Genomic DNA, 18578 nt, shown 5'->3' with positions numbered 1-18578 from the left:
CGCCCCATGACCACCTTCACCTCCACCACGGACACCGTCACGCGCGACGCCCTCGCCGTCCTGCAGCCGGGGTTCACCGGCACCACCGCCCCGGACTGGCTGCTGCGCCGCGTCGGTGAAGGCCTCTCCTCCGTCGGCCTCTTCGGCCGCAACATCGAGACGCCGGAACAGCTCGCCGCGCTCACCGCCCAGCTCAGGGCCGAGCGGGACGACGTGCTCGTCGCGATCGACGAGGAGGGCGGTGATGTCACCCGACTGGAGGTGCGTCATGGCTCGTCCTTCCCCGGCAACCTCGCCCTCGGGGCCGTCGACGACCCGGAGCTGACCCGCGCGGTCGCTCAGGAGCTGGGCCGCCGACTCGCCGAGTGCGGCGTCAACCTCAACTGGGCGCCGTCCGCCGACGTCAACTCGAACCCGGACAACCCGGTCATCGGCGTACGGTCCTTCGGAGCCGACCCGCACCTCGTCGCCCGGCACACCGCCGCGTACATCGAGGGCCTCCAGGCCGCCGGGGTGGCCGCCTGCACCAAGCACTTCCCGGGACACGGTGACACCGCCGTCGACTCGCACCATGCGCTGCCCCGCATCGATGTGGACCTCGACACTCTGCACGCCCGTGAGCTGGTGCCTTTCCGGGCGGCGATCGCAGCGGGTTCCAAATCGGTGATGAGCGCGCATATCCTGCTGCCCGCGCTCGACCCGGACCGCCCGGCGACCCTGAGCCCGCAGATCCTCACGGGTCTGCTGCGCAACGAGTTGGGCTACGACGGTCTGATCGTCACCGACGGCATGGAGATGCAGGCCATCTCCGCGACGTACGGAATCGAGCGCGGCTCCGTCCTCGCGATCGCCGCGGGCGCCGATGCGATCTGTGTCGGCGGCGGGCTGGAGGACGAGGCCACCGTGCTGCGGCTGCGCGACGCGCTGGTGGCGGCGGTACGGGCCGGCGAACTGCCCGAGGAGCGGCTGGCCGACGCGGCGGCACGGGTACGTGCCCTCGCGTCCTGGACGCAGCGGGCCCGGAGGGCTGTCCCGGAGCCGGGCGCGGCAACGCAGGAGGGGACCGCGCCCGGCACCGGTATCGCGTCCGACATCGGCCTGGTCGCCGCGCGTCGCGCGCTGCGGCTGAGCGGCGCCGCCGATCCGCTCACCGAACCGGCGTACGTGGCCGCGTTCACCCCCGTCGCGAACATTGCGGTCGGTGACGAGACCCCTTGGGGCGTCGCGGCCGAACTGGCCCGGGTCCTGCCCGGCACCGCGACCGACACGTACAGCGGCGAGACCGAGGAACCGGCGGCCTCGGCGATCCGGGCCGCGGGGGAGCGGCGCATCGTCGCGGTCGTCCGTGACGCCCACCGGCACGCGTGGATACGCGAGGCACTCACCACGCTGCTGGCGGAGCGCCCCGACACGGTGGTGGTCGAGATGGGCGTACCGCAGGCGGAGCCGCGGGGAGCGCTGTACATAGTGACCCACGGAGCCGCACGGGTCTGCGGAGTCGCGGCAGCGGAAGCCATCACGGGGGCACCTCACCCGACCGCGTCCGACGACTGAGCCGAGCTCGTCCGGCGTTCGGGCAACATGGAAGGGCCGGGACACCGCCACGGTGCCCCGGCCCTTCCACGTCCGGAGACCTAGATCCCCTGCCACCGCGGCTTCGCCGCGTACGTGGCGCGGAAGTAGTCCGCCAGCTTCAGCTTCGACGCCGCCGCCTCGTCCACCACCACCGTCGCATGCGGATGCAGCTGCAGTGCCGACGCCGGGACGAACGCCGCCACCGGCCCCTCGACCGTCTGCGCCACCGCCTCGGCCTTGCCCTCGCCCGTGGCCAGCAGGATCGGGTGGCGGGATTCCAGGATGGTGCCTATGCCCTGGGTGATGACGTGGTGCGGCACCTGGCTGATGTCGTTGTCGAAGAAGCGCGCGTTGTCGATCCGGGTCTGCTCGGTGAGCGTCTTGATCCGGGTGCGGGACGCGAGCGAGGAGCACGGCTCGTTGAAGCCGATGTGACCGTCGGTGCCGATGCCGAGCAGCTGCAGGTCCACCCCGCCGGCTGCGGCGAGCGCCTTGTCGTACGCCTCGCAGGCGGCCTGCACGTCCTCGGCGGAGCCGTCGGGGCCCATGAAGGACGCCTCGGACAGGCCGAGCGGTTCGACGACCTCGCGCAGCACCACCGAGCGGTACGACTCGGGGTGGCCGGCCGGCAGTCCGACGTACTCGTCGAGCTGGCAGATGCGGGCGCGCGAGGCGTCCACCTCGCCGGAGCGGACCTTGGCGGTCAGTGCCTGGTAGATGGGCAGCGGGGTCGAACCGGTGGCAACGCCGAGAAGTGCGTCCGGCTTTCGGCTGAGCAGGGCGCCGATGGCCCCCGCGATGAGCTCGCCGCCTGCCTTGGCGTCCGGGACGATGACAACTTCCACGCGGGGCCTGCCGATCTGAGGAGGTGATGATGTGTGGTATAGACCAATCGAGACCTAATCTAGCAGAGCCGGACGACCCTGCGGTGACGTCCGGATGCCGTTCGTGCGCTGTCCGGCCGCGGCCCGCTGGCGGGCCCCGGCTTTCCCGTGGTCGACTTGGTCGGACCGCCGCTCCGGACGCACCGAGACACCTCTGGGAGGCACCCGACATGTCCGCCACGTTTCCGGCCGAAGAGGGCGAGCGGCCGGGCCGCATCATGTCCGGCGAGATGGCCGAGCAGCCCGGGGTGCTGCGCCGCATCCTCGACCGGGGAGCCCCGGAGATCCGGGCGGTGGCCGCCGAGATCGCGGCGAAGCACCCGCGCTTCGTCCTCCTCACCGCCCGCGGTACGTCGGACAACGCGGCGCTCTACGCCAAGTACCTGCTCGAGATCCGGCTCGGCCTGCCCTGCGGTCTGGCGTCGATGTCGACCACCACGGCGTACGGTGCCAAGCCGGACCTGCGAGACGTCCTCGTCATCACCGTCAGCCAGTCCGGCGGCTCGCCCGACCTGGTGGCCTCCACCCGGGCGGCCCGCGAGGCCGGCGCGATCACCCTGGCCGTCACCAACAACCCGGACTCGCCGCTCGCCGCCGTCTCCGAGCACCACATCGACATCCTGGCGGGCCCGGAGAAGGCCCTCCCGGCCACCAAGACGTACACCGCCTCCCTGCTGTCCCTCTACCTCTTCGTCGAGGGGCTGCGCGGCGGGGACGGCTCCGCCGCCGCGATCCTGCCGGAGCTGGCCGAAGCGGTTCTGGCCCGCAAGGACGAGATCAAGGGTCTGGCGTCGCGCTACCGCTTCGCCGAGCGCATGGTCATCACCTCGCGCGGCTACGGCTACCCCACGGCCAAGGAAGCCGCCCTGAAGCTGATGGAGACGAGCTACATCCCCGCTCTCTCCTACTCCGGCGCCGATCTGCTGCACGGCCCGCTCGCCATGGTCGACAACATCTCCCCGGTGATCGCCGTGGTCACCGACGGCCGGGGCGGCGAGGCACTCCAGCCGGTCCTGGACCGGCTGCGCGGCCGTGGCGCGGACCTCTTCGTGGTCGGCCCGAAGGCCCAGGTGGAAGCGGCGTCCGCGGGCTTCGTGCTGCCGACGGCCGGGGTCGCCGAGGAGGTCCAGCCGATCCTGGAGATCCTGCCGCTGCAGTTGCTGGCGTACGAGGTGACGATCGCTCGCGGCCAGGACCCGGACGCGCCCCGCGCGTTGGCCAAGGTCACCGAGACCCGCTGAACACGGGGCAGCCCGCAGAAACACCCGCGGGCCGCGGCGCCGGGACGGGACCCTCAGCCCGTCCGGCACCGCAGCCCGGAGTTGCTCGGCCGGCGGTGTGCGGTGCCCCCGGCCGGGGAGAGGTGCCGTCGCAGTCAGGGCAGAGAGCGCGGCCACCTCGATCCGCTCTCCTGTGCGGGGAGAGCGGAAGCTCTGTCTTGAGCATTGTGGACTAGACCATTCACCTGTGTCCATCCATCGGAGCGCGGCAATTTCCGGCCCCTTCCCCCTTGCACGTGCAGGCCGGTCGTTCGGTTCGGAACCAGTGCGTATCCACAGGTACGCTCGCACACGTGCCCTCCATGAACGACCTCGTCCGCCAGCACACAGCCCTGAGTGACACCGACCTCGAGTGGCTGCATCTGCTGGTCTCGGAGTGGCAGCTGCTCTCCGACCTGTCCTTCGCCGACCTGGTCCTCTGGGTGCCCACCCGCGACGGAACCCGATATGTGTCGGTCGCCCAGATGCGGCCCAACACCGGCCCCACCTCCTACCAGGACGACATGGTCGGCCACCTGGTGCCACGCGGCCGCCGTCCGCTGCTGGACGCGGCGCTGGACGAGGGCCGGATCGTGCGCGAGGGCGACCCGGAGTGGCGGGAGGAGGTGCCGGTACGGGTCGAGTCCATCCCCGTCCGCCGTGAGGGCAGGGTCCTCGGGGTCATCGCCCGGAACACCAACCTCCTGACCGTCCGCACCCCGTCCCGACTGGAGCTCACCTACCTCCAGTCCGCCTCGGACCTGGCCCAGATGATCGCTGCCGGATCCTTCCCGTTCCCCGGCCAGCAGGTCGACATGGATGCGTCGCCACGCGTCGGCGACGGGCTGATCAGGCTCGATGCCGACGGCGTCGTCCAGTACGCCAGCCCCAACGGCCTCTCCGCGTACCACCGCCTCGGCCTCGCCTCCGACCTGGTCGGACACCACCTCGGCGAGACCACCGCCGAACTCGCCCCGTCCCGCGGCCCGGTGGACGAGGCCCTGGTCAAAGTGGCCAGCGGTTACGCGCCCCGTGAGTTCGAGGTCGAGTGCGCGGGCGGCGTGATCCAGCTCCGGGCGATCCCGCTGAAGCCCAAGGGCGTCCGTATCGGCTCCCTGGTCCTGCTCCGCGACGTGACCGAACTGCGCCGCCGCGAGCGTGAGTTGATCACGAAGGACGCCACCATCCGGGAGATCCACCACCGGGTGAAGAACAACCTCCAGACCGTGGCCGCCCTGTTGCGTCTGCAGGCCCGCCGGATGGATTCCGAGCAGGGCCGCGAGGCCCTCAACGAGGCGGTGCGGCGCGTCGGTTCGATCGCCATCGTCCATGAGACGCTGTCCCAGAATCTGGACGAGCGGGTCGAGTTCGACGAGATCGCCGACCGGGTCATCGCGATGGTGGCCGAGATCTCGCCGGGCAAGGTCACCTGCCGTCGCACGGGCCGTTTCGGCATCCTCGATGCGGAAGTGGCCACTCCGCTGGCCATGGTGCTCACCGAGGTGCTGCAGAACGCACTGGAGCACGCGTTCACCGTCGCCCAGACCGGCACGGTGGAGGTCTCCGCGGTGCGCGGCGGCTCCCCGGCAGAGGGCCGGTTGCTGATCACCGTCCAGGACGACGGGTGCGGGCTGCCCGAGGGGTTCGACCCGCAGCGCGCCGGCAACCTGGGGCTGCAGATCGTAAGGACGCTGGTGGAGGGTGAGTTGAGCGGATCGTTCGGCATGGTCCCGGCTCCGGGGCGCGGCACCCAGGTGGTCCTCGACATCCCGGTCAGCGCGGAGAAGTAGCCGGAGCTGTTCCCCGGGGGGAACAGCAGTGAGCCCGGACCGTTGTTGACGGTCCGGGCTCACTGGTCATGCATGCGCTTCGGGGGTACTGCGCGCTGCGACTCGGGGGGCGGGGTGGTGCGTACGCTCTGTACGCGCCGCCTGACTGAGGCTCGTAGCGGTGGCGTCGGTTCAGGCGCTGGCGTTACGCGCCCGGTTGCGAGCGGCACGGCGCTTCATTGCGCGGCGCTCGTCCTCGCTGAGGCCACCCCAGACGCCGGAGTCCTGGCCGGACTCGAGCGCCCACTGCAGGCACTGCTCCATGACGGGGCAGCGACGGCAGACGGCCTTGGCTTCCTCGATCTGCAGCAGCGCAGGACCGGTGTTGCCGATGGGGAAGAACAGCTCGGGGTCTTCCTCACGACAAACGGCGTTGTGACGCCAGTCCATGGCTGCTACCTCTCCTTGGTATTGCATACTGTTGCTTGTGAATGTGAACGCTTTCACGAATCCCCCCGCAGGTGACGGGCCGACGCCCAGATGAACTGGTTGTGGTCCTGTGCAGTGAGGAGGGGTTCTGGCTCTCAGTGGAGGCCGTTGTTGCGGGCCGTCCCGATCGCCATGTAGAGATTCGCAAACCTCGGCGGCGGATACAACCCCTTCCGGAAACTTTTTTTTGATTCCTCGGTGTCGGCTAGGTCACAGCCGTACTTCTATGGGGTGGAGGCCAGTCCAAACGTTCGAGTTAAAGGACTTTGGGTCCTTCCGCTCACACAATCACACGCAGTGCACGGCGTACGCCTGTGAACGCCACACTGGTACGCAGGCCCAGGTGGTCACCATCCATCTGGAACGGCAGTGGAACCTTTGAATGCAAGGTGAAGTCCGTGAGGTCGTGAAGTGAAACAGCGTGCTTGCCGTGCGGACCCTTCTCAGGGCTCGAAGTGAGCAGCTGGGTGCCGTAGCGGGCGACCGCGGGGGTGGAGAGGCGCTTCAGTCCGAGGACATCCAGGGCGGTGTCGAACGAGGCCTTCGGGGATGCGTACATCGGACGATTCCCCAGGTAGGTCCAGGGGGCCGTGTTCGAGATTATGGAAAGCGCGAGATCGGTGACCGGGTCCGCGCCGGGGGCCTCCAGCGTGATCGTTCCGTGCCGCCGGTGCGGTTCCTCCAGGAACTGCCGGACCACCTGACGTACGTACAGCGCGTGTGTCGACCGTTTGCCGCGTTCGCGCTTCTGTTCGACCCGGCCGACCACGCCCGCGTCGAAACCGAGACCGGCACAGAAAGTGAACCAGCGCTTGGGGACCGACTCGTCCTCGGTGCCGGGCGTGCCGGCCGCCAGTCCCAGTCCGACCGTGCGTTCGGTCCGGTTGGCCAGCGCATCCAGAATCGCGCCGGTCGCCTCCACCGCGTCGTTGGGCAGACCCAGGGCGCGCGCGAAGACATTGGTGGAGCCACCCGGCACCACGGCGAGGCTCGGCAGGTTGTCGATGTCGGGACCGTTGTGGAGCAGGCCGTTCACGACTTCATTGACCGTGCCGTCACCGCCGAGGGCCACGACGAGGTCGATGTCGTCGGAGTCGGCGGCCCGCCGCCCCAGGTCCCGGGCGTGCCCGCGGTACTCCGTGGTCACCGCCTCCAGCTTCATCTCGCTGGCCAGCGCATGGATGAGCACGTCACGGGTCCGCGCACTGGTGGTGGTAGCAGCTGGATTGACCACAAGGAGTGCGCGCATGACGGCCAGACTACCTACCGCATGGAATCGGTCTGAAGTCCTTACCCCTTGCCTTCACGTTCGGTGACGGACCGGGTGCGGTGGGCTGGACCGCGGCGCTCCGATCCGGACCCCGGCGTCGCTTTCGCGGCGCCGGGATGCCAACCTGCAAGGGTGAGTACTCAGCAGAACACGCCGCCCTCGTCGCCCACGGCCGAGCCGACGAAGCCGGCCAGGATCGCCCTCGTGGCCGGACTCAACGCCCTCGAAGGGGCGGCGCTCGCACTCGGCGGGGTCTACATGCTGGTCATGGGCCTGCTCGGCCGGCCGGACAGTCCGGAGCAGGCGGAGATGGGCGGCCTCACACTGATCGTGCTCGGCCTGATCCCGCTCCTCGCCGCGCGAGGGCTGCTGCTGCGGCGCAGCTGGAGCCGAGGCCCTGCGCTCATCACGCAGCTCATGGCGCTGCCGGTGGCCTGGACGCTGCTGCGCTCCCACGGGGCGCTGATCCCGGCCGGGATCGTCCTTGCCGCGGTGGCTCTGACCGCGCTGGTGCAGCTGTTCAGGCCGGTGACGAGGGAAGCGCTGGGTATCCGGGGTCCGCGCGCGACGCCGGAGGCGTAACGCGCGACGCCCGCTACTCCTCGACCAGCAGTCGTTCGCGCAGCTGTGCCAGCGTGCGGGCCAGCAGGCGCGAGACATGCATCTGGGAGATGCCGACCTCCTGTGCGATCTGCGACTGCGTCATGTTGCCGAAGAACCGGAGCAGCAGGATGCGCTTCTCCCGGGGCGGCAGGTCCTCCAGCAGGGGCTTCAGCGACTCCCGGTACTCGACGCCCTCCAGTGCCTCGTCCTCGGAGCCCAGCGTGTCCGCGACCGCCGGGGACTCGTCGTCCGTGTCCGGGACGTCCAGGGAGAGCGTGCTGTAGGCATTGGCCGATTCCAGGCCCTCCAGGACCTCTTCCTCGGAGATGCCCAGCCGCTCCGCCAGCTCATGGACCGTCGGCGACCGGCCGTGCTGCTGGGAGAGCTCCGCGGTGGCCGTGGTGAGCGAGAGCCGCAGCTCCTGCAGCCGGCGCGGCACCCGGACCGCCCAGCCCTTGTCGCGGAAGTGGCGCTTGATCTCGCCCACGACGGTCGGTGTCGCGTACGTGGAGAACTCGACGCCGCGGTCCGGGTCGAACCGGTCCACCGACTTGATCAGGCCGATCGTGGCGACCTGCGTCAGATCGTCCAGCGGCTCGCCGCGGTTACGGAACCGGCGGGCCAGGTGCTCCACGAGCGGCAGATGCATCCGCACCAGCCGGTTGCGCAGTTCGGCCTTCTCCGGCGAGCCGTCGGGGAGTTCGCGGAGCTCGATGAAGAGTGCCCGCGCCCCACTGCGGTCACGTGGATCGTGGTGTCCGTGCTCGCTCATCTGGCCTGCCCGCTCCGCCTGCTCCACCGCGACCGTACGGACCACCGGCCCGTCCGCCCCGTCCTCCGGATGGGGCAGGGCCGCCTGCTGCTCCGGGATGCCTGCTGGTCGCACCACCCCTGGTCGGATCGTCTCGTCCCGCACAGGACCGTCCCCGTTCCCGTTGCTCACGCCGGCCCGGGTCCCGCGCCGCGCTGTTTGTACAGGCTGATACTGACCGTACGGTCGTCGGCGACCGTGGAGTCGACCTTGCCGGCCAGTGCGGAGAGCACCGTCCAGGCGAATGTGTCGCGCTCGGGGGCCCGGCCGTCCGTCGTCGGGGCCGCTACCGTCACCTCGAGAGAATCGTCGACGAGTCGGAAGACGCAGCTGAGGACGGAGCCGGGCACGGCCTGCTGGAGCAGGATCGCGCAGGCCTCGTCGACCGCGATGCGAAGATCCTCGATCTCGTCGAGCGTGAAGTCCAAACGCGCTGCGAGACCGGCCGTGGCCGTACGCAGCACCGACAGGTAGGCACCCGCAGCGGGCAGCCGGACTTCCACGAAGTCCTGATTCCCGGGCTCGCCTGCGATCTGGGACACCCTCACCTCCAAGGTGGCACAAACTCTTTCGAGGTTCCGGGAAGGGTGCCCCGGAGCCATGCGGTACGTCTTCGGTTCTTGGTCCGGCGACGCTATCGCGATCCATGATGCCGTGTCGCCGGGACCCCATCCCATGACTGTCACTCATGGTAAACCCATGAGCACACACAGTGGCTAGAGGTCTGCGGCGCTCAATTACGAACAACAGGCGCCGGTTTGACGTACCCAGACGTCAGACGATCGAACCGTCCTCGAAGCACCAACGCCAGCTCTCGCCCGCCTCGTAGCTCCGCATGACCGGATGACCGGTCTTCTTGAAGTGATCCGTGGCGTGTTGCAGAGGCGACGAATCGCAGCAGCCGACATGGCCGCAGACCAGGCAGAGCCGCAGTTGCACGGGGTGGGTGCCCGCGGCAAGACATTCGGGACATGTGGCGCCGAGCGGGGCGGGCTCGGGGCGCGGCAGTTCGAGAACGTGCAGGCACTCACTCATGATTGTCAGGTTACGACGGATGCAAGGACGGTGAGATGGACGCATTGCCGCTGGTGGCACTCGTCGCGGCCAGTGCGGCCATCGCGGGGGCCGCCCGCCGCACCCCGGTGCCGGCCCCGCTGTTGCTGGTCGCCGGGGGGCTGCTCGCCTCCTATCTGCCGGGCGTGCCGTCCTACACCCTGGACGCCCACATCGTGCTGCCGCTGCTGCTGCCGCCGTTGCTCTACACGGCCGCGGTCGACAGCTCGTACCTCGATCTGCGTGCCAACGTCCGGCCGATCGCCCTGCTCTCCGTCGGCTACGTCCTCTTCGCCACCTTCGCCGTCGGCTGGCTGGCCTATTGGCTGGTGCCCGACCTGCCGCTGACGGCCGCACTGGTGCTGGGCGCCGTGGTCGCGCCGCCGGACGCCGTCACGGCGGCCGCCATCGCCCGCCGGGTCGGGCTGCCGAGCCGGGTCACGACGATCCTTCAGGGCGAGTCCCTGGTGAACGACGCGACGGCGATCACCGCCTACAAGGTGGTGCTGGCCGCCGCCGTCGGCGAAGGCGTCAGCTGGGGCGCCGGGATCGGCGAGTTCCTCCTCGCGGCGGGCGGCGGTGTCGGGGTCGGCCTGGTGTTGATGGTGCCGCTGCACTGGCTCCGCACGCACCTGAAGGAAGCCCTGCTGCAGAACACCCTGTCGCTGCTGATCCCCTTCGTGGCGTACGCGGCGGCGGAACGCGTACATGCCTCCGGAGTGCTCGCCGTGGTCGTCGTGGCGCTGTATCTGGGGCACCGCTCCTGGCAGGTCGACTTCGCGACCCGGCTCCAGGAAGCTGCCGTGTGGAAGATGGTCGCGTTCATCCTGGAGTCGGCGGTCTTCGCGCTGATCGGACTGCAGCTGCCCTTCGTACTGAAAGGGCTCGGCACCTATGCCGTCACGGAGTCCCTCTGGTACGCGGTGGCCGTGTTCCTCGCCGTCGTCGTGGTCCGCTTCATCTGGGTCTACCCGGCCACATATCTGCCGCGGTGGCTGTTCAAGCGGATCAGGGAGCGCGAGACCGAGACCAACTGGACCTCGCCCCTGATCGTCGGCTGGGCCGGGATGCGCGGCGTCGTCTCGCTCGCCATCGCTTTCGCCATCCCGGTGGCGATGACCGACGGCGAGGATTTCCCGGCCCGCAACCTGGTGCTCTTCCTGACCTTCACGACCGTCATCGGCACCCTGGTCGTCCAAGGGCTCACCCTGCCGCTCCTGGTGCGGGTCCTGAAGCTCCCGGGGCGTGACGCGCAGGCGGAGACCCTCGCCGAGGCGCAGGCCCAGAGCGAGGCGTCCGCGGCTGCCGATGCCCGCCTGGAGGAGCTGCTCACCGATCCGCGCAACTGTCTGCCCGGTCCGCTCACCGACCGGCTGCGTATGGTCCTGGAGCGCCGCCGCAACGCCGTGTGGGAGCGGCTCGGCGCGGCCAACCCGGTGACCGGGGAGTCGGCCGACGACACCTACCGGCGACTGGCCAGGGAAATGATCGACGCCGAGCGGACGGTCTTCGTACGGCTGCGGGACGAGCGGCGGATCGACGACGAGATGATGCGGACCCTGCTGCGACGGCTGGACCTGGAGGAGGCGGCGGCCTACCGCGAGGAGTCCGACGCGGCCCAGGGCTGACCGGTGACGACCGCCACGAGCCTCGTGCCCGGGGCGAACGCGCCCTCCCGGGCCAGCACGGTCAGCCCGTGCAGCAGTTTGGCGACGTAGAGCCGCTCCACGGGCAGCGCGTGCCGGTCCTCGAAGTCGTCGGCGAAGGCGTGCAGCTCCGGAGTCGTACGGGCGTAGCCGCCGAAGGCGAAACGTTCGTCCAGGGACCACACCCCGGCGGGCCCGCCGAACGCCTCCCGCTGCAGCTGCCGTACCGCGTCTCCCAGAAAGCCGCCGCGCAGCACCGGGATGCCGAGTGCCCGCTGCCCCGGTGCGAGGCCGGCGGCGAGACCGGCGAGGGTGCCGCCCGTGCCGCAGGCCACCGCGACCACATCGGCCAGACCGTGCAGCTCCCGGCCGAGCGCTGTGCAGCCCTGTGCGGCCACGGCGTTGCTCCCGCCCTCCGGGACGACACTGCACGCCCCGTAGGCACTCAGCAGCCCGTCCAGGACCGCCGGATCGGTCTTCGCGCGGTACGTCGCGCGGTCCACGAAGTGCAGACGCATGCCGTTCTTCGCGCACTGCGCCAGCGACGGGTTTAGGGGCCGGCCGGCCAGTTCGTCGCCGCGTACGACGCCGACGGTGGGGAAGCCGAGCAGCCGGCCGGCGGCGGCGGTGGCACGCAGATGATTGGAGTAGGCGCCGCCGAAGGTCAGCACGGTGCGCCCGGCGGAGGCCGCCAGGTTGGGGGCGAGTTTGCGCCATTTGTTGCCTGGCAGATCCGCGTGGATCAGGTCGTCGCGTTTGAGCAGCAGCCGTATGCCGTGCCGGTCGAAGCGCTCGTCCTCGACCGGTTGCAGGGGTGACGGGAGCACCGGCTGCAGCCGGGAGAGGTCGAGCGGATCGCAGGGCATGCGCCCATTGTCGCCCGGTCGCCCGGTCGGCCCCGTCGCCCGGGTGGTGCGGGTGCGGGCGGGCGGCTACTTCAGACGGTCGTGTATCCGGGCGCGCATGGACTCCATCGTGAAGCCGCGCGGATCGACCTTCCCGGGCTGCCACTCCTTGTGGCCGATGACCGAGCGGGACGTCCAGCCGTGATGGCGGCAGATCGCGGCGGCGGCCTTCTCGATGGCTACGAGCTGGGCGTCGGGCCAGGGGTCCTTGCCGTCGCCGAGGTTCTCGCACTCGAAACCGTAGAAGTGCCTGTTCCCGTCGGTGTTGGCCTCGTTGTCGGGCGGGAGGATCTTCTCGGCGACGACGGCGCGCAGGACGTCGTCGTCGCCGAGGCCGGCGTGGTTGGCACGGCCGTAGCCGACGAGGTGGATCCGGCCGTCCTTGGCGATCATGCCGTGGCACAGCGGGCCGGGCAGCTCCGGGTAGCCGTCGCGGCAGATCCGGACGGTGGCCGCGGTGCCGCTGGTGACCGTGTGGTGGATCATCACGCCGTTCACGGGGCCCCAGGGGCCCTTGTGATTGCGGTTGTGCGTACGCCAGTCGCCCACCTGGACGACGGTGAGTCCTTCGTTCCTGAGGGCTTCGAGGAAGGCGCTCGCGGACATGGGGGTGGACATGGCCGACTCCTTTGGGGCGTGGGGGGAGTGAGTCCGTACACCGCTTGTATCGGAACGCCGTACTCCGGGCCATCCCCCGCCGCGTTGTTCGTGCGGTGTGCGAGCGGATCCGGTCAAGTCCTGGGCGAGCCACAGATCGGGGCCGAACACCTCGTAGTGGATGTCGGCCGCCGGGACGTCCTTGGCCGGCAACTGGGTGCGGACGGCCCGCATGAAGGGCAGTGGACCGGAGGTACGCGTGCGTGCCGGCCGGGACCGTGAGGCCGCGCAGATCGACCGGACCGGTGCGGTCGGCCGGGTGGCCGGGCTCCGGGTTCTCGTACCGGAAGTGCGCCGCGGCGTCCGGGAGTTCGACGGTGAGCCGCTGGTGGTCGGCGCGCAGGGCGTGATCGGCGGGGGAGCGGTCGCCGTGCACGACGGTGACCGGGGAGCGGTGGCCGGTGGCCGCGAGGTGGTCCAGCATCGACAGCATCTGGGTGCAGCCGATACCCGCGGAGGCCGGCAGCAGCGGCGCGTCGACGGCGTCGAGGACGAGATCGCCGTAGGGGGCGGAGACGCGCAGCCGGCGCCCGCCCGGGTGTGGGCGTGCAGGTGCGCCGAGACCTCGCCGTCGGGCGGCGGGGCCGCGGCAGCGGACGTGCAAATTGAGAAGTTCCGTGGACATCGCTCGGCGTCGTGCCCAGCCCAAAGACCGATTAGTCACACTCTTTTGTGTAATAGCGTGCTGCGTCCCCACGCTGAAAGGCTTCTTCTCGCAGGTCAGCCGATGATCGAGAGGACGTCAGATGTCCGTTGGTGAAGAGGTTCAGAACACGCAGGCACCGCCGCAGCAGAGTCTGGGCACGGCGGCTGCGCGGAACCTCGCGACGACCACCAAGTCCGCTCCACAGATGCAGGAGATCACCTCGCGGTGGCTGCTGCGCATGCTTCCGTGGGTGCAGGTGCAGGGCGGCACGTACCGGGTGAACCGCCGGCTGAGCTACTCGGTCGGAGACGGCCGGGTGACGTTCGTGCAGACCGGTGACCGGGTCACGGTGATCCCCGCGGAGCTCGGTGAACTGCCCGCCCTGCGGGACTTCGGTGACGAGGAGGTGCTCTCCGAGCTGGCCCGGCGGTGCGAGCAGCGCGAGATCGCCGCGGGGCAGGTGATCGCCGCCTCCGGGGAGTCCGCGGACCGGGTCTTCCTGCTGGCGCACGGCAAGGTCGAGAAGGTCGGCACCGGCCCCTACGGCGACGAAGCGGTGCTCGGGGTGCACGCCGACGGGGCGTACTTCGGCGACCACTCCTTGATCGAGGGCGACGCGGTCTGGGAGTACACGGCCCGCGCCGTCACCGCGTGCACGGTGCTCACGCTGAGGCGGGCGGATGTGCTCAACCTCGCCGAGCGGGCGGACTCGCTCCGCGCGCATCTCGCCGGACTGCTCAACATCCCGCACCAGCGCACCAACAAGTACGGCGAGGCGGAGATCGATCTCTCCGCAGGTCACGTCGGCGAGGCCGTCGTCCCGCACACGTTCGTCGACTACGAATCGGCACCGCGCGAGTACGAGTTGAGCGTCGCCCAGACCGTGCTGAAGGTCCACAGCAGGGTCGCCGACCTCTACAACCAACCGATGAACCAGACCGAGCAGCAGTTGCGGCTGACGGTCGAGGCGCTCCGCGAGCGCCAGGAGCACGAACTCATCAACAACCGGGAGTTCGGGCTGCTCAACAACTGCGACTACGACCAGCGCCTCCAGCCGCACGACGGCGTGCCCGGCCCCGACGACATGGACGAACTGCTGTCGCGCCGCCGCGGATCGAAGCTGTTCCTCGCCCACCCGCGGGCCATCGCCGCGTTCGGCCGCGAGTGCAGCAGGCGCGGGCTGGTGCCGGAGAGCGTGGAGATCGGCGGCCACCATGTGCCCGCCTGGCGCGGTGTGCCGATCTTCCCGTCCAACAAGATCCCGGTGACCGACGCCCGCACCACCTCGATCATCTGCATGCGAACCGGCGAGGCCGAGCAGGGGGTCATCGGGCTCCAGCAGACGGGCATCCCCGACGAGATCGAGCCGAGCCTCTCGGTGCGCTTCATGGGCATCGACGAGCAGGCGATCATCTCCTACCTGGTGACGGCCTACTACTCGGCGGCCGTGCTGGTGCCGGACGCACTCGGGGTCCTGGAGAACGTCGAGGTCAGCCGCTGGCGCTGAGGTCCGCGGGACCCGGACCGGCCGGTCCCGTCCGGGTCCCACCCGCCACCCCGGCCCGTAGGCCGTCGATCCGGGGCGCCCGGGGCCGGCCCCGCCCCGGCCCCGCCCCGGTCCCGGCGGCCCGGCCCGGCCCGGTTCGCTCGGACGGGCCAGGTTCGCTCCGACGGGGGTGATCTATGGGCCGAGCGACCCGTGGCGCTGCCCCGGTGGAAACCACCCACTCACCGCACCACCCACGCCCCGGCCGAGTTGCTCCGGACCCGGGTGACCTGAGGGAGCCACTGTGACCATGATCAGTACGGACACCGCCACAACCGAGGGCCACGAGGCACTGGCGCTCCTGGAGCGCACTCGGAGTCTCGTCGATCCGCAACTTCGGGCCGCGGTCGAGTCGCTGCCCGGATCCATCCGGCGTGTCGCGATGTACCACTTCGGCTGGGAGCACGCCGACGGCACTGCGACCGCCGGGCAGGCCGGCAAGGCGATCAGGCCCGCGCTCGTCCTCGCCGCGGCCCGGGCGGTGGGCGGCGACGCGGAGCAGGCGGTGCGGGCAGCCGTGGCCGTGGAACTGGTCCACAACTTCAGCCTCCTGCACGACGATGTCATCGACGAGGACCGGACCCGAAGGCACCGCCCCACGGCCTGGACGGTGTTCGGCGTCCCGGCCGCCGTCATCGCGGGCGACGCCATGCTCGCCCTGGCCCACCGGCTGCTCGCCGAGGACACCCGCCCGGCGTCGGCACGCGCCTCGGTCCGGCTGGCGAACTGCGTCATCGAGCTGTGCGCGGGACAGCAGGCCGACTGCTCCTTCGAGGAGCGTGGCCCCGACGAGGTCTCGCTCGACGAGTGTCTCGCCATGGCCACCGCCAAGACCGGCGCCCTCCTCGGCTGCGCCTGCGCACTCGGTGCGCTGTACGCCGGCGTGGCGGAGCGGGAGGTCGGCGCGATGGACGGCTTCGGCCGGGAGGCGGGCCTCGCCTTCCAGCTCATCGACGATCTGATCGGCATCTGGGGGGACCCGGTGCAGAGCGGGAAGCCGGTCGGGGCGGACCTGACCGCCCACAAGAAGTCCCTGCCGGTGGTCGCCGCGCTGACCTCCCACACCCCGGCGGCGGCCGAACTCGCCGCGCTCTACCGGGGTTCCATGCGCACACCCGGCGAGGTGGACCGAGCCGCCGACGCGGTCGACCGGGCCGGCGGACGCGACTGGGCGCAGGTCAGCGCGGCGGACCGGATGGCCCGCGCGGTCCACCATCTGTCCCGGGCGGTGCCCGACCTGGCGGCGGCGGGCGATCTGCTCGCCCTGGCGGAGTTCGTCACCCGCCGGACCCACTGAGGGAGGAAAGGAGAAAGGAGGAAGCGGCCGTCACCCGCCCGTCGCCCTGGGACAGGAGAGGAGGGCAGAGGGGAGCGACCGGCTCCCGCCGGACCCGTACGGCATCAACTCTAAGATCCTGTACGTCGGTTGAGGCGGTACGAGCGAGAGCGGGAGCCGGACATGGGTGTACGGATACGGCAGGCGGAAGCGGAAGACCGCGAACAGGTGGTGCGGCTCCTGGACGAGGCGTTCCACCACGACCCGGTCAGCGGCTGGGTCTTCCCGGACGAGGCGCACCGCCGGGCCGTGCACGGAAAGTTCCTCGGCGTCTTCGTCGACGTCACGCTCGCCGAAGGCCGTATCGACCTGCTGGAGGACGGCACGGCCGTGGCTCTGTGGCTGCCCGTGCCCGCGGGCGCACCCACGGAGGAGGACACCACCCCCGCCCTGATGCGGGCGACCGCGGACCCCGACAACGAGCGCGCCGAGCTGGTGGGGAGGCTCACGGGCGCGATCCACCCGCACGACCGGGCCCACGAGTATCTGCTCATGATCGGGGTGTCCCCGGACCGTCAGGGGGAGGGGATCGGTGCGGCCCTGGTCGCCGATGTGCTGGAGCGCTGCGACCGCGACGGCGTCCCCGCCTATCTGGAGGCGAGCAGCGCGCGCAGCCGCCGGCTCTACGAACGGCTGGGCTTCACCTTCATGGGGACGACCGTCGAACTCCCGGACGGTCCGTCGATGTGGCCCATGTGGCGGGAGCCGCAGGTCGGCTGAGGTCACGGACCCGCGGCGCCCGCGACAGCGAAGTGGAGGGCGGCCGGGCGGCGGCGATGGGCACGGGCTACAGTCCGTGCCCATGACAGATGAGTCATGGGCAGGGTGGTACCGGGACCGGCAAGGTTCCGAGGCCTTCATCCTCACCACCGATGGACAGCAACTCCGCATCCGGGTCAGGGGCGTCGACTTCGAGGGCGAAAGCTTCGACGACCTCGCTCCGGTGGCCGGCATGCCGCCGGAGAGCGGAATGTTCGCCCTGGCGGACGGCGCACTCACCGATTGCGTGCTGGAGTGGGACCTGCCGCTTCCGGTCGTCGCGGACGGCACGGTTCACCAGGCCACGCTCGGCTGCCTGTTGTCGCTGCGCCGCCCGGAGGCCGATCTCCATCTGGAGCTGCACTTCGGCGGCGCGGTCTACGGGTCGCGCCGGGCCGAGTGCGACTTCGCCACCGCGCTCGCCATGATCCAGCGCTCCCTCCCGCCCGGAGTCCGTCTGCAGTCGTGCATCGCCTGTGCGTTCTCGGACTACTTCCCGGCGACGACCGACCGTGGACTCTCCGGCGGCCTTGCCTGTTTCCGGGGTGCGAAGGACGCGTACCGCGGGGCGGCGGGCGAGGACGACGTGCTCGATCTGTGGGACCGGCGGACCGGGTTCGTCCAGGAGATCTGGAGCTGCCGCGAGTTCGAGGCGCGCCCCGCGGAGGGTGCGGGCACCGGCCACCGGGGCGCGTTCCCGCTCGAACTCGCCTGAGAGCCCCGAAGACACCCAGGACGAGCGGCTGTACCTGTTCCGTAAACCGAACTCGGCCGCGCGTGGTGGTCATGCGCGCCGGGCGTCGCCGCGCACCGGCCGTGCGCGCGCCGGCCGTCAGCGCAGGCCCTCCCAGCCCCAGCGCGGCGTCGGCCCCGGATCGCCGAGGTCCGCACCGGCCGGGGACGCCGAGACGTCGCGCGCGATCCTGGTGCCCCAGTCGAAGTACTCCAGCACACGGCGGCGCAGCAGCTCGTCGTCCGGCAACTCCTTCTCGACTGCGGCTGTCATCAGCTCCATCCAGCGCAGCCGCTGCGGCTCGGTGATCGACAACCCGAGATGGGAGCGCAACAGGGACTGATGGCCCCCGAGCTTCCCGGTGAAGTCGGCGGGTCCGTCGAAGATCTCGGCCAGCCACACGGCGACATGCTCGATATGGGTCGGAGAGAAGTCCGCGAAAACGGGGGCGAGCAGCGGATCCGCCAGCGTCTTGTCGTAGAAGGTGTTGCTCAGCCGGCGCAGTACGTCGACACCGCCGACGGCCTTGTACAGCGTTCCCGGACGCTCGCTCACGCGTCTACCTCCATGGCCGGACCCGGTCCGCCCCGGGCCGCTGGGCCCAGCATCCATCAGGGGGAGTGGCCCTCCCGGACCG

At 70.6% G+C, this 18578-nt stretch carries 18 protein-coding genes and 1 pseudogene; 9 read left to right on the top strand and 10 right to left on the bottom strand.

What is annotated here, in order from left to right; genetic code table 11:
- Positions 1-6 precede the first annotated feature (6 nt).
- Positions 7-1554, top strand: coding sequence for a glycoside hydrolase family 3 protein (locus OHB49_RS15515; protein WP_329160921.1), 1548 nt, complete (start codon positions 7-9; stop codon positions 1552-1554).
- Positions 1555-1634: 80 nt separating this feature from the next.
- On the opposite strand, the gene nagB is transcribed toward OHB49_RS15515, so the two are convergent.
- Positions 1635-2420 carry a glucosamine-6-phosphate deaminase gene (gene nagB, locus OHB49_RS15510; protein ID WP_329160919.1) on the bottom strand — a complete coding sequence of 262 codons (786 nt, stop codon included), beginning with the start codon at positions 2418-2420 and terminating at the stop codon, positions 1635-1637.
- A gap of 209 nt (positions 2421-2629) precedes the next feature.
- Between nagB and OHB49_RS15505 the strand changes: the two genes are divergently transcribed.
- Positions 2630-3700: an SIS domain-containing protein gene (locus tag OHB49_RS15505; RefSeq protein ID WP_329160918.1), complete on the top strand. Its 1071-nt coding sequence runs from the start codon at positions 2630-2632 to the stop codon at positions 3698-3700.
- A 341-nt stretch (positions 3701-4041) separates the two neighbouring features.
- A complete protein-coding gene (locus OHB49_RS15500) occupies positions 4042-5508 on the top strand; it encodes a sensor histidine kinase (RefSeq protein ID WP_267007966.1) in 1467 nt (488 codons plus the stop codon).
- 171 nt (positions 5509-5679) lie between these two features.
- On the opposite strand, the gene OHB49_RS15495 is transcribed toward OHB49_RS15500, so the two are convergent.
- Both OHB49_RS15495 and OHB49_RS15490 read right to left on the bottom strand, forming a co-directional pair.
- Positions 5680-5937, bottom strand: coding sequence for a WhiB family transcriptional regulator (locus tag OHB49_RS15495; protein WP_003953983.1), 258 nt, complete (start codon positions 5935-5937; stop codon positions 5680-5682).
- A 319-nt stretch (positions 5938-6256) separates the two neighbouring features.
- Positions 6257-7225, bottom strand: a complete 969-nt coding sequence (locus OHB49_RS15490) for a diacylglycerol/lipid kinase family protein (RefSeq protein WP_329160916.1) — start codon at positions 7223-7225, stop codon at positions 6257-6259.
- A gap of 225 nt (positions 7226-7450) precedes the next feature.
- Between OHB49_RS15490 and OHB49_RS15485 the strand changes: the two genes are divergently transcribed.
- A complete protein-coding gene (locus OHB49_RS15485) occupies positions 7451-7828 on the top strand; it encodes a hypothetical protein (protein WP_037851742.1) in 378 nt (125 codons plus the stop codon).
- Between the two features lie 13 nt (positions 7829-7841).
- Here the strand turns inward: OHB49_RS15485 and OHB49_RS15480 are convergent, their stop codons facing one another.
- The 3 genes from OHB49_RS15480 to OHB49_RS15470 form a co-directional block, all read right to left on the bottom strand.
- Positions 7842-8792 carry an RNA polymerase sigma factor SigF gene (locus tag OHB49_RS15480; RefSeq protein WP_382603320.1) on the bottom strand — a complete coding sequence of 317 codons (951 nt, stop codon included), beginning with the start codon at positions 8790-8792 and terminating at the stop codon, positions 7842-7844.
- Complete coding sequence (locus tag OHB49_RS15475; protein ID WP_030915678.1) at positions 8789-9202, bottom strand: anti-sigma regulatory factor; 414 nt, start codon at positions 9200-9202, stop codon at positions 8789-8791. Before OHB49_RS15475 ends, OHB49_RS15480 begins: the two co-directional genes overlap by 4 nt.
- Positions 9203-9434: 232 nt before the next feature.
- On the bottom strand, positions 9435-9695 hold the full coding sequence (locus OHB49_RS15470) for a UBP-type zinc finger domain-containing protein (RefSeq protein WP_030969819.1): 261 nt from the start codon (positions 9693-9695) through the stop codon (positions 9435-9437).
- Positions 9696-9730: 35 nt separating this feature from the next.
- On the opposite strand from OHB49_RS15470, the gene OHB49_RS15465 reads away from it, so the two are divergent.
- Positions 9731-11341 (top strand): Na+/H+ antiporter, encoded by a 1611-nt coding sequence (locus OHB49_RS15465; protein ID WP_329160912.1) that lies wholly within the window; start codon positions 9731-9733, stop codon positions 11339-11341.
- Here OHB49_RS15465 and OHB49_RS15460 read toward each other — a convergent pair.
- From OHB49_RS15460 to OHB49_RS15450, 3 genes and pseudogenes are all read right to left on the bottom strand, one after another.
- Complete coding sequence (locus OHB49_RS15460) at positions 11308-12225, bottom strand: 1-aminocyclopropane-1-carboxylate deaminase/D-cysteine desulfhydrase (protein WP_329160910.1); 918 nt, start codon at positions 12223-12225, stop codon at positions 11308-11310. The genes OHB49_RS15465 and OHB49_RS15460 overlap by 34 nt on opposite strands.
- Positions 12226-12291: 66 nt before the next feature.
- Positions 12292-12882 (bottom strand): N-acetylmuramoyl-L-alanine amidase, encoded by a 591-nt coding sequence (locus OHB49_RS15455; protein WP_329166489.1) that lies wholly within the window; start codon positions 12880-12882, stop codon positions 12292-12294.
- Positions 12883-13005: 123 nt separating this feature from the next.
- Positions 13006-13497, bottom strand: a pseudogene (locus OHB49_RS15450) (hemin transporter); the annotation flags it as partial.
- A 170-nt stretch (positions 13498-13667) separates the two neighbouring features.
- On the opposite strand from OHB49_RS15450, the gene OHB49_RS15445 reads away from it, so the two are divergent.
- The 4 genes from OHB49_RS15445 to OHB49_RS15430 all read left to right on the top strand — a co-directional run bounded on the left by OHB49_RS15445 (position 13668) and on the right by OHB49_RS15430 (position 17923).
- A complete protein-coding gene (locus tag OHB49_RS15445) occupies positions 13668-15074 on the top strand; it encodes a family 2B encapsulin nanocompartment shell protein (protein WP_030969826.1) in 1407 nt (468 codons plus the stop codon).
- A gap of 289 nt (positions 15075-15363) precedes the next feature.
- The gene (locus tag OHB49_RS15440; RefSeq protein ID WP_329166487.1) at positions 15364-16410 is read left to right on the top strand and encodes a family 2 encapsulin nanocompartment cargo protein polyprenyl transferase; all 1047 of its coding nucleotides are present in this window, start codon (positions 15364-15366) and stop codon (positions 16408-16410) included.
- A gap of 162 nt (positions 16411-16572) precedes the next feature.
- Entirely contained in the window at positions 16573-17169 is a 597-nt protein-coding gene (locus OHB49_RS15435) for a GNAT family N-acetyltransferase (RefSeq protein ID WP_329160907.1), read from the top strand.
- Positions 17170-17251: 82 nt separating this feature from the next.
- Positions 17252-17923 carry a DUF6304 family protein gene (locus OHB49_RS15430; RefSeq protein WP_313939146.1) on the top strand — a complete coding sequence of 224 codons (672 nt, stop codon included), beginning with the start codon at positions 17252-17254 and terminating at the stop codon, positions 17921-17923.
- Positions 17924-18040: 117 nt separating this feature from the next.
- Here the strand turns inward: OHB49_RS15430 and OHB49_RS15425 are convergent, their stop codons facing one another.
- The gene (locus OHB49_RS15425) at positions 18041-18496 is read right to left on the bottom strand and encodes a group II truncated hemoglobin (RefSeq protein ID WP_329160904.1); all 456 of its coding nucleotides are present in this window, start codon (positions 18494-18496) and stop codon (positions 18041-18043) included.
- Positions 18497-18578: the final 82 nt, after the last annotated feature.

The organism is Streptomyces sp. NBC_01717 (assembly GCF_036248255.1).
Classification (GTDB): domain Bacteria; phylum Actinomycetota; class Actinomycetes; order Streptomycetales; family Streptomycetaceae; genus Streptomyces.
The sequence above is the reverse complement of the archived record's forward strand: the minus strand, read 5'-3'. Positions and strand labels throughout refer to the sequence as shown.

Bases quoted from the DNA above. Each gene is read 5' to 3' on its own strand.
- OHB49_RS15515 (WP_329160921.1), top strand. From the start codon at position 7: ATGACCACCTTCACCTCCACCACGGACACCGTCACGCGCGACGCCCTC.
- OHB49_RS15465 (WP_329160912.1), top strand. From the start codon at position 9,731: ATGGACGCATTGCCGCTGGTGGCACTCGTCGCGGCCAGTGCGGCCATC.
- OHB49_RS15455 (WP_329166489.1), bottom strand. From the start codon at position 12,882: ATGTCCACCCCCATGTCCGCGAGCGCCTTCCTCGAAGCCCTCAGGAAC.
- OHB49_RS15430 (WP_313939146.1), top strand. From the start codon at position 17,252: ATGACAGATGAGTCATGGGCAGGGTGGTACCGGGACCGGCAAGGTTCC.
- OHB49_RS15435 (WP_329160907.1), top strand. From the start codon at position 16,573: ATGGGTGTACGGATACGGCAGGCGGAAGCGGAAGACCGCGAACAGGTG.
- OHB49_RS15445 (WP_030969826.1), top strand. From the start codon at position 13,668: ATGTCCGTTGGTGAAGAGGTTCAGAACACGCAGGCACCGCCGCAGCAG.
- OHB49_RS15495 (WP_003953983.1), bottom strand. From the start codon at position 5,937: ATGGACTGGCGTCACAACGCCGTTTGTCGTGAGGAAGACCCCGAGCTG.
- OHB49_RS15440 (WP_329166487.1), top strand. From the start codon at position 15,364: ATGATCAGTACGGACACCGCCACAACCGAGGGCCACGAGGCACTGGCG.
- OHB49_RS15470 (WP_030969819.1), bottom strand. From the start codon at position 9,695: ATGAGTGAGTGCCTGCACGTTCTCGAACTGCCGCGCCCCGAGCCCGCC.
- OHB49_RS15500 (WP_267007966.1), top strand. From the start codon at position 4,042: ATGAACGACCTCGTCCGCCAGCACACAGCCCTGAGTGACACCGACCTC.
- OHB49_RS15460 (WP_329160910.1), bottom strand. From the start codon at position 12,225: ATGCCCTGCGATCCGCTCGACCTCTCCCGGCTGCAGCCGGTGCTCCCG.
- OHB49_RS15505 (WP_329160918.1), top strand. From the start codon at position 2,630: ATGTCCGCCACGTTTCCGGCCGAAGAGGGCGAGCGGCCGGGCCGCATC.
- OHB49_RS15490 (WP_329160916.1), bottom strand. From the start codon at position 7,225: ATGCGCGCACTCCTTGTGGTCAATCCAGCTGCTACCACCACCAGTGCG.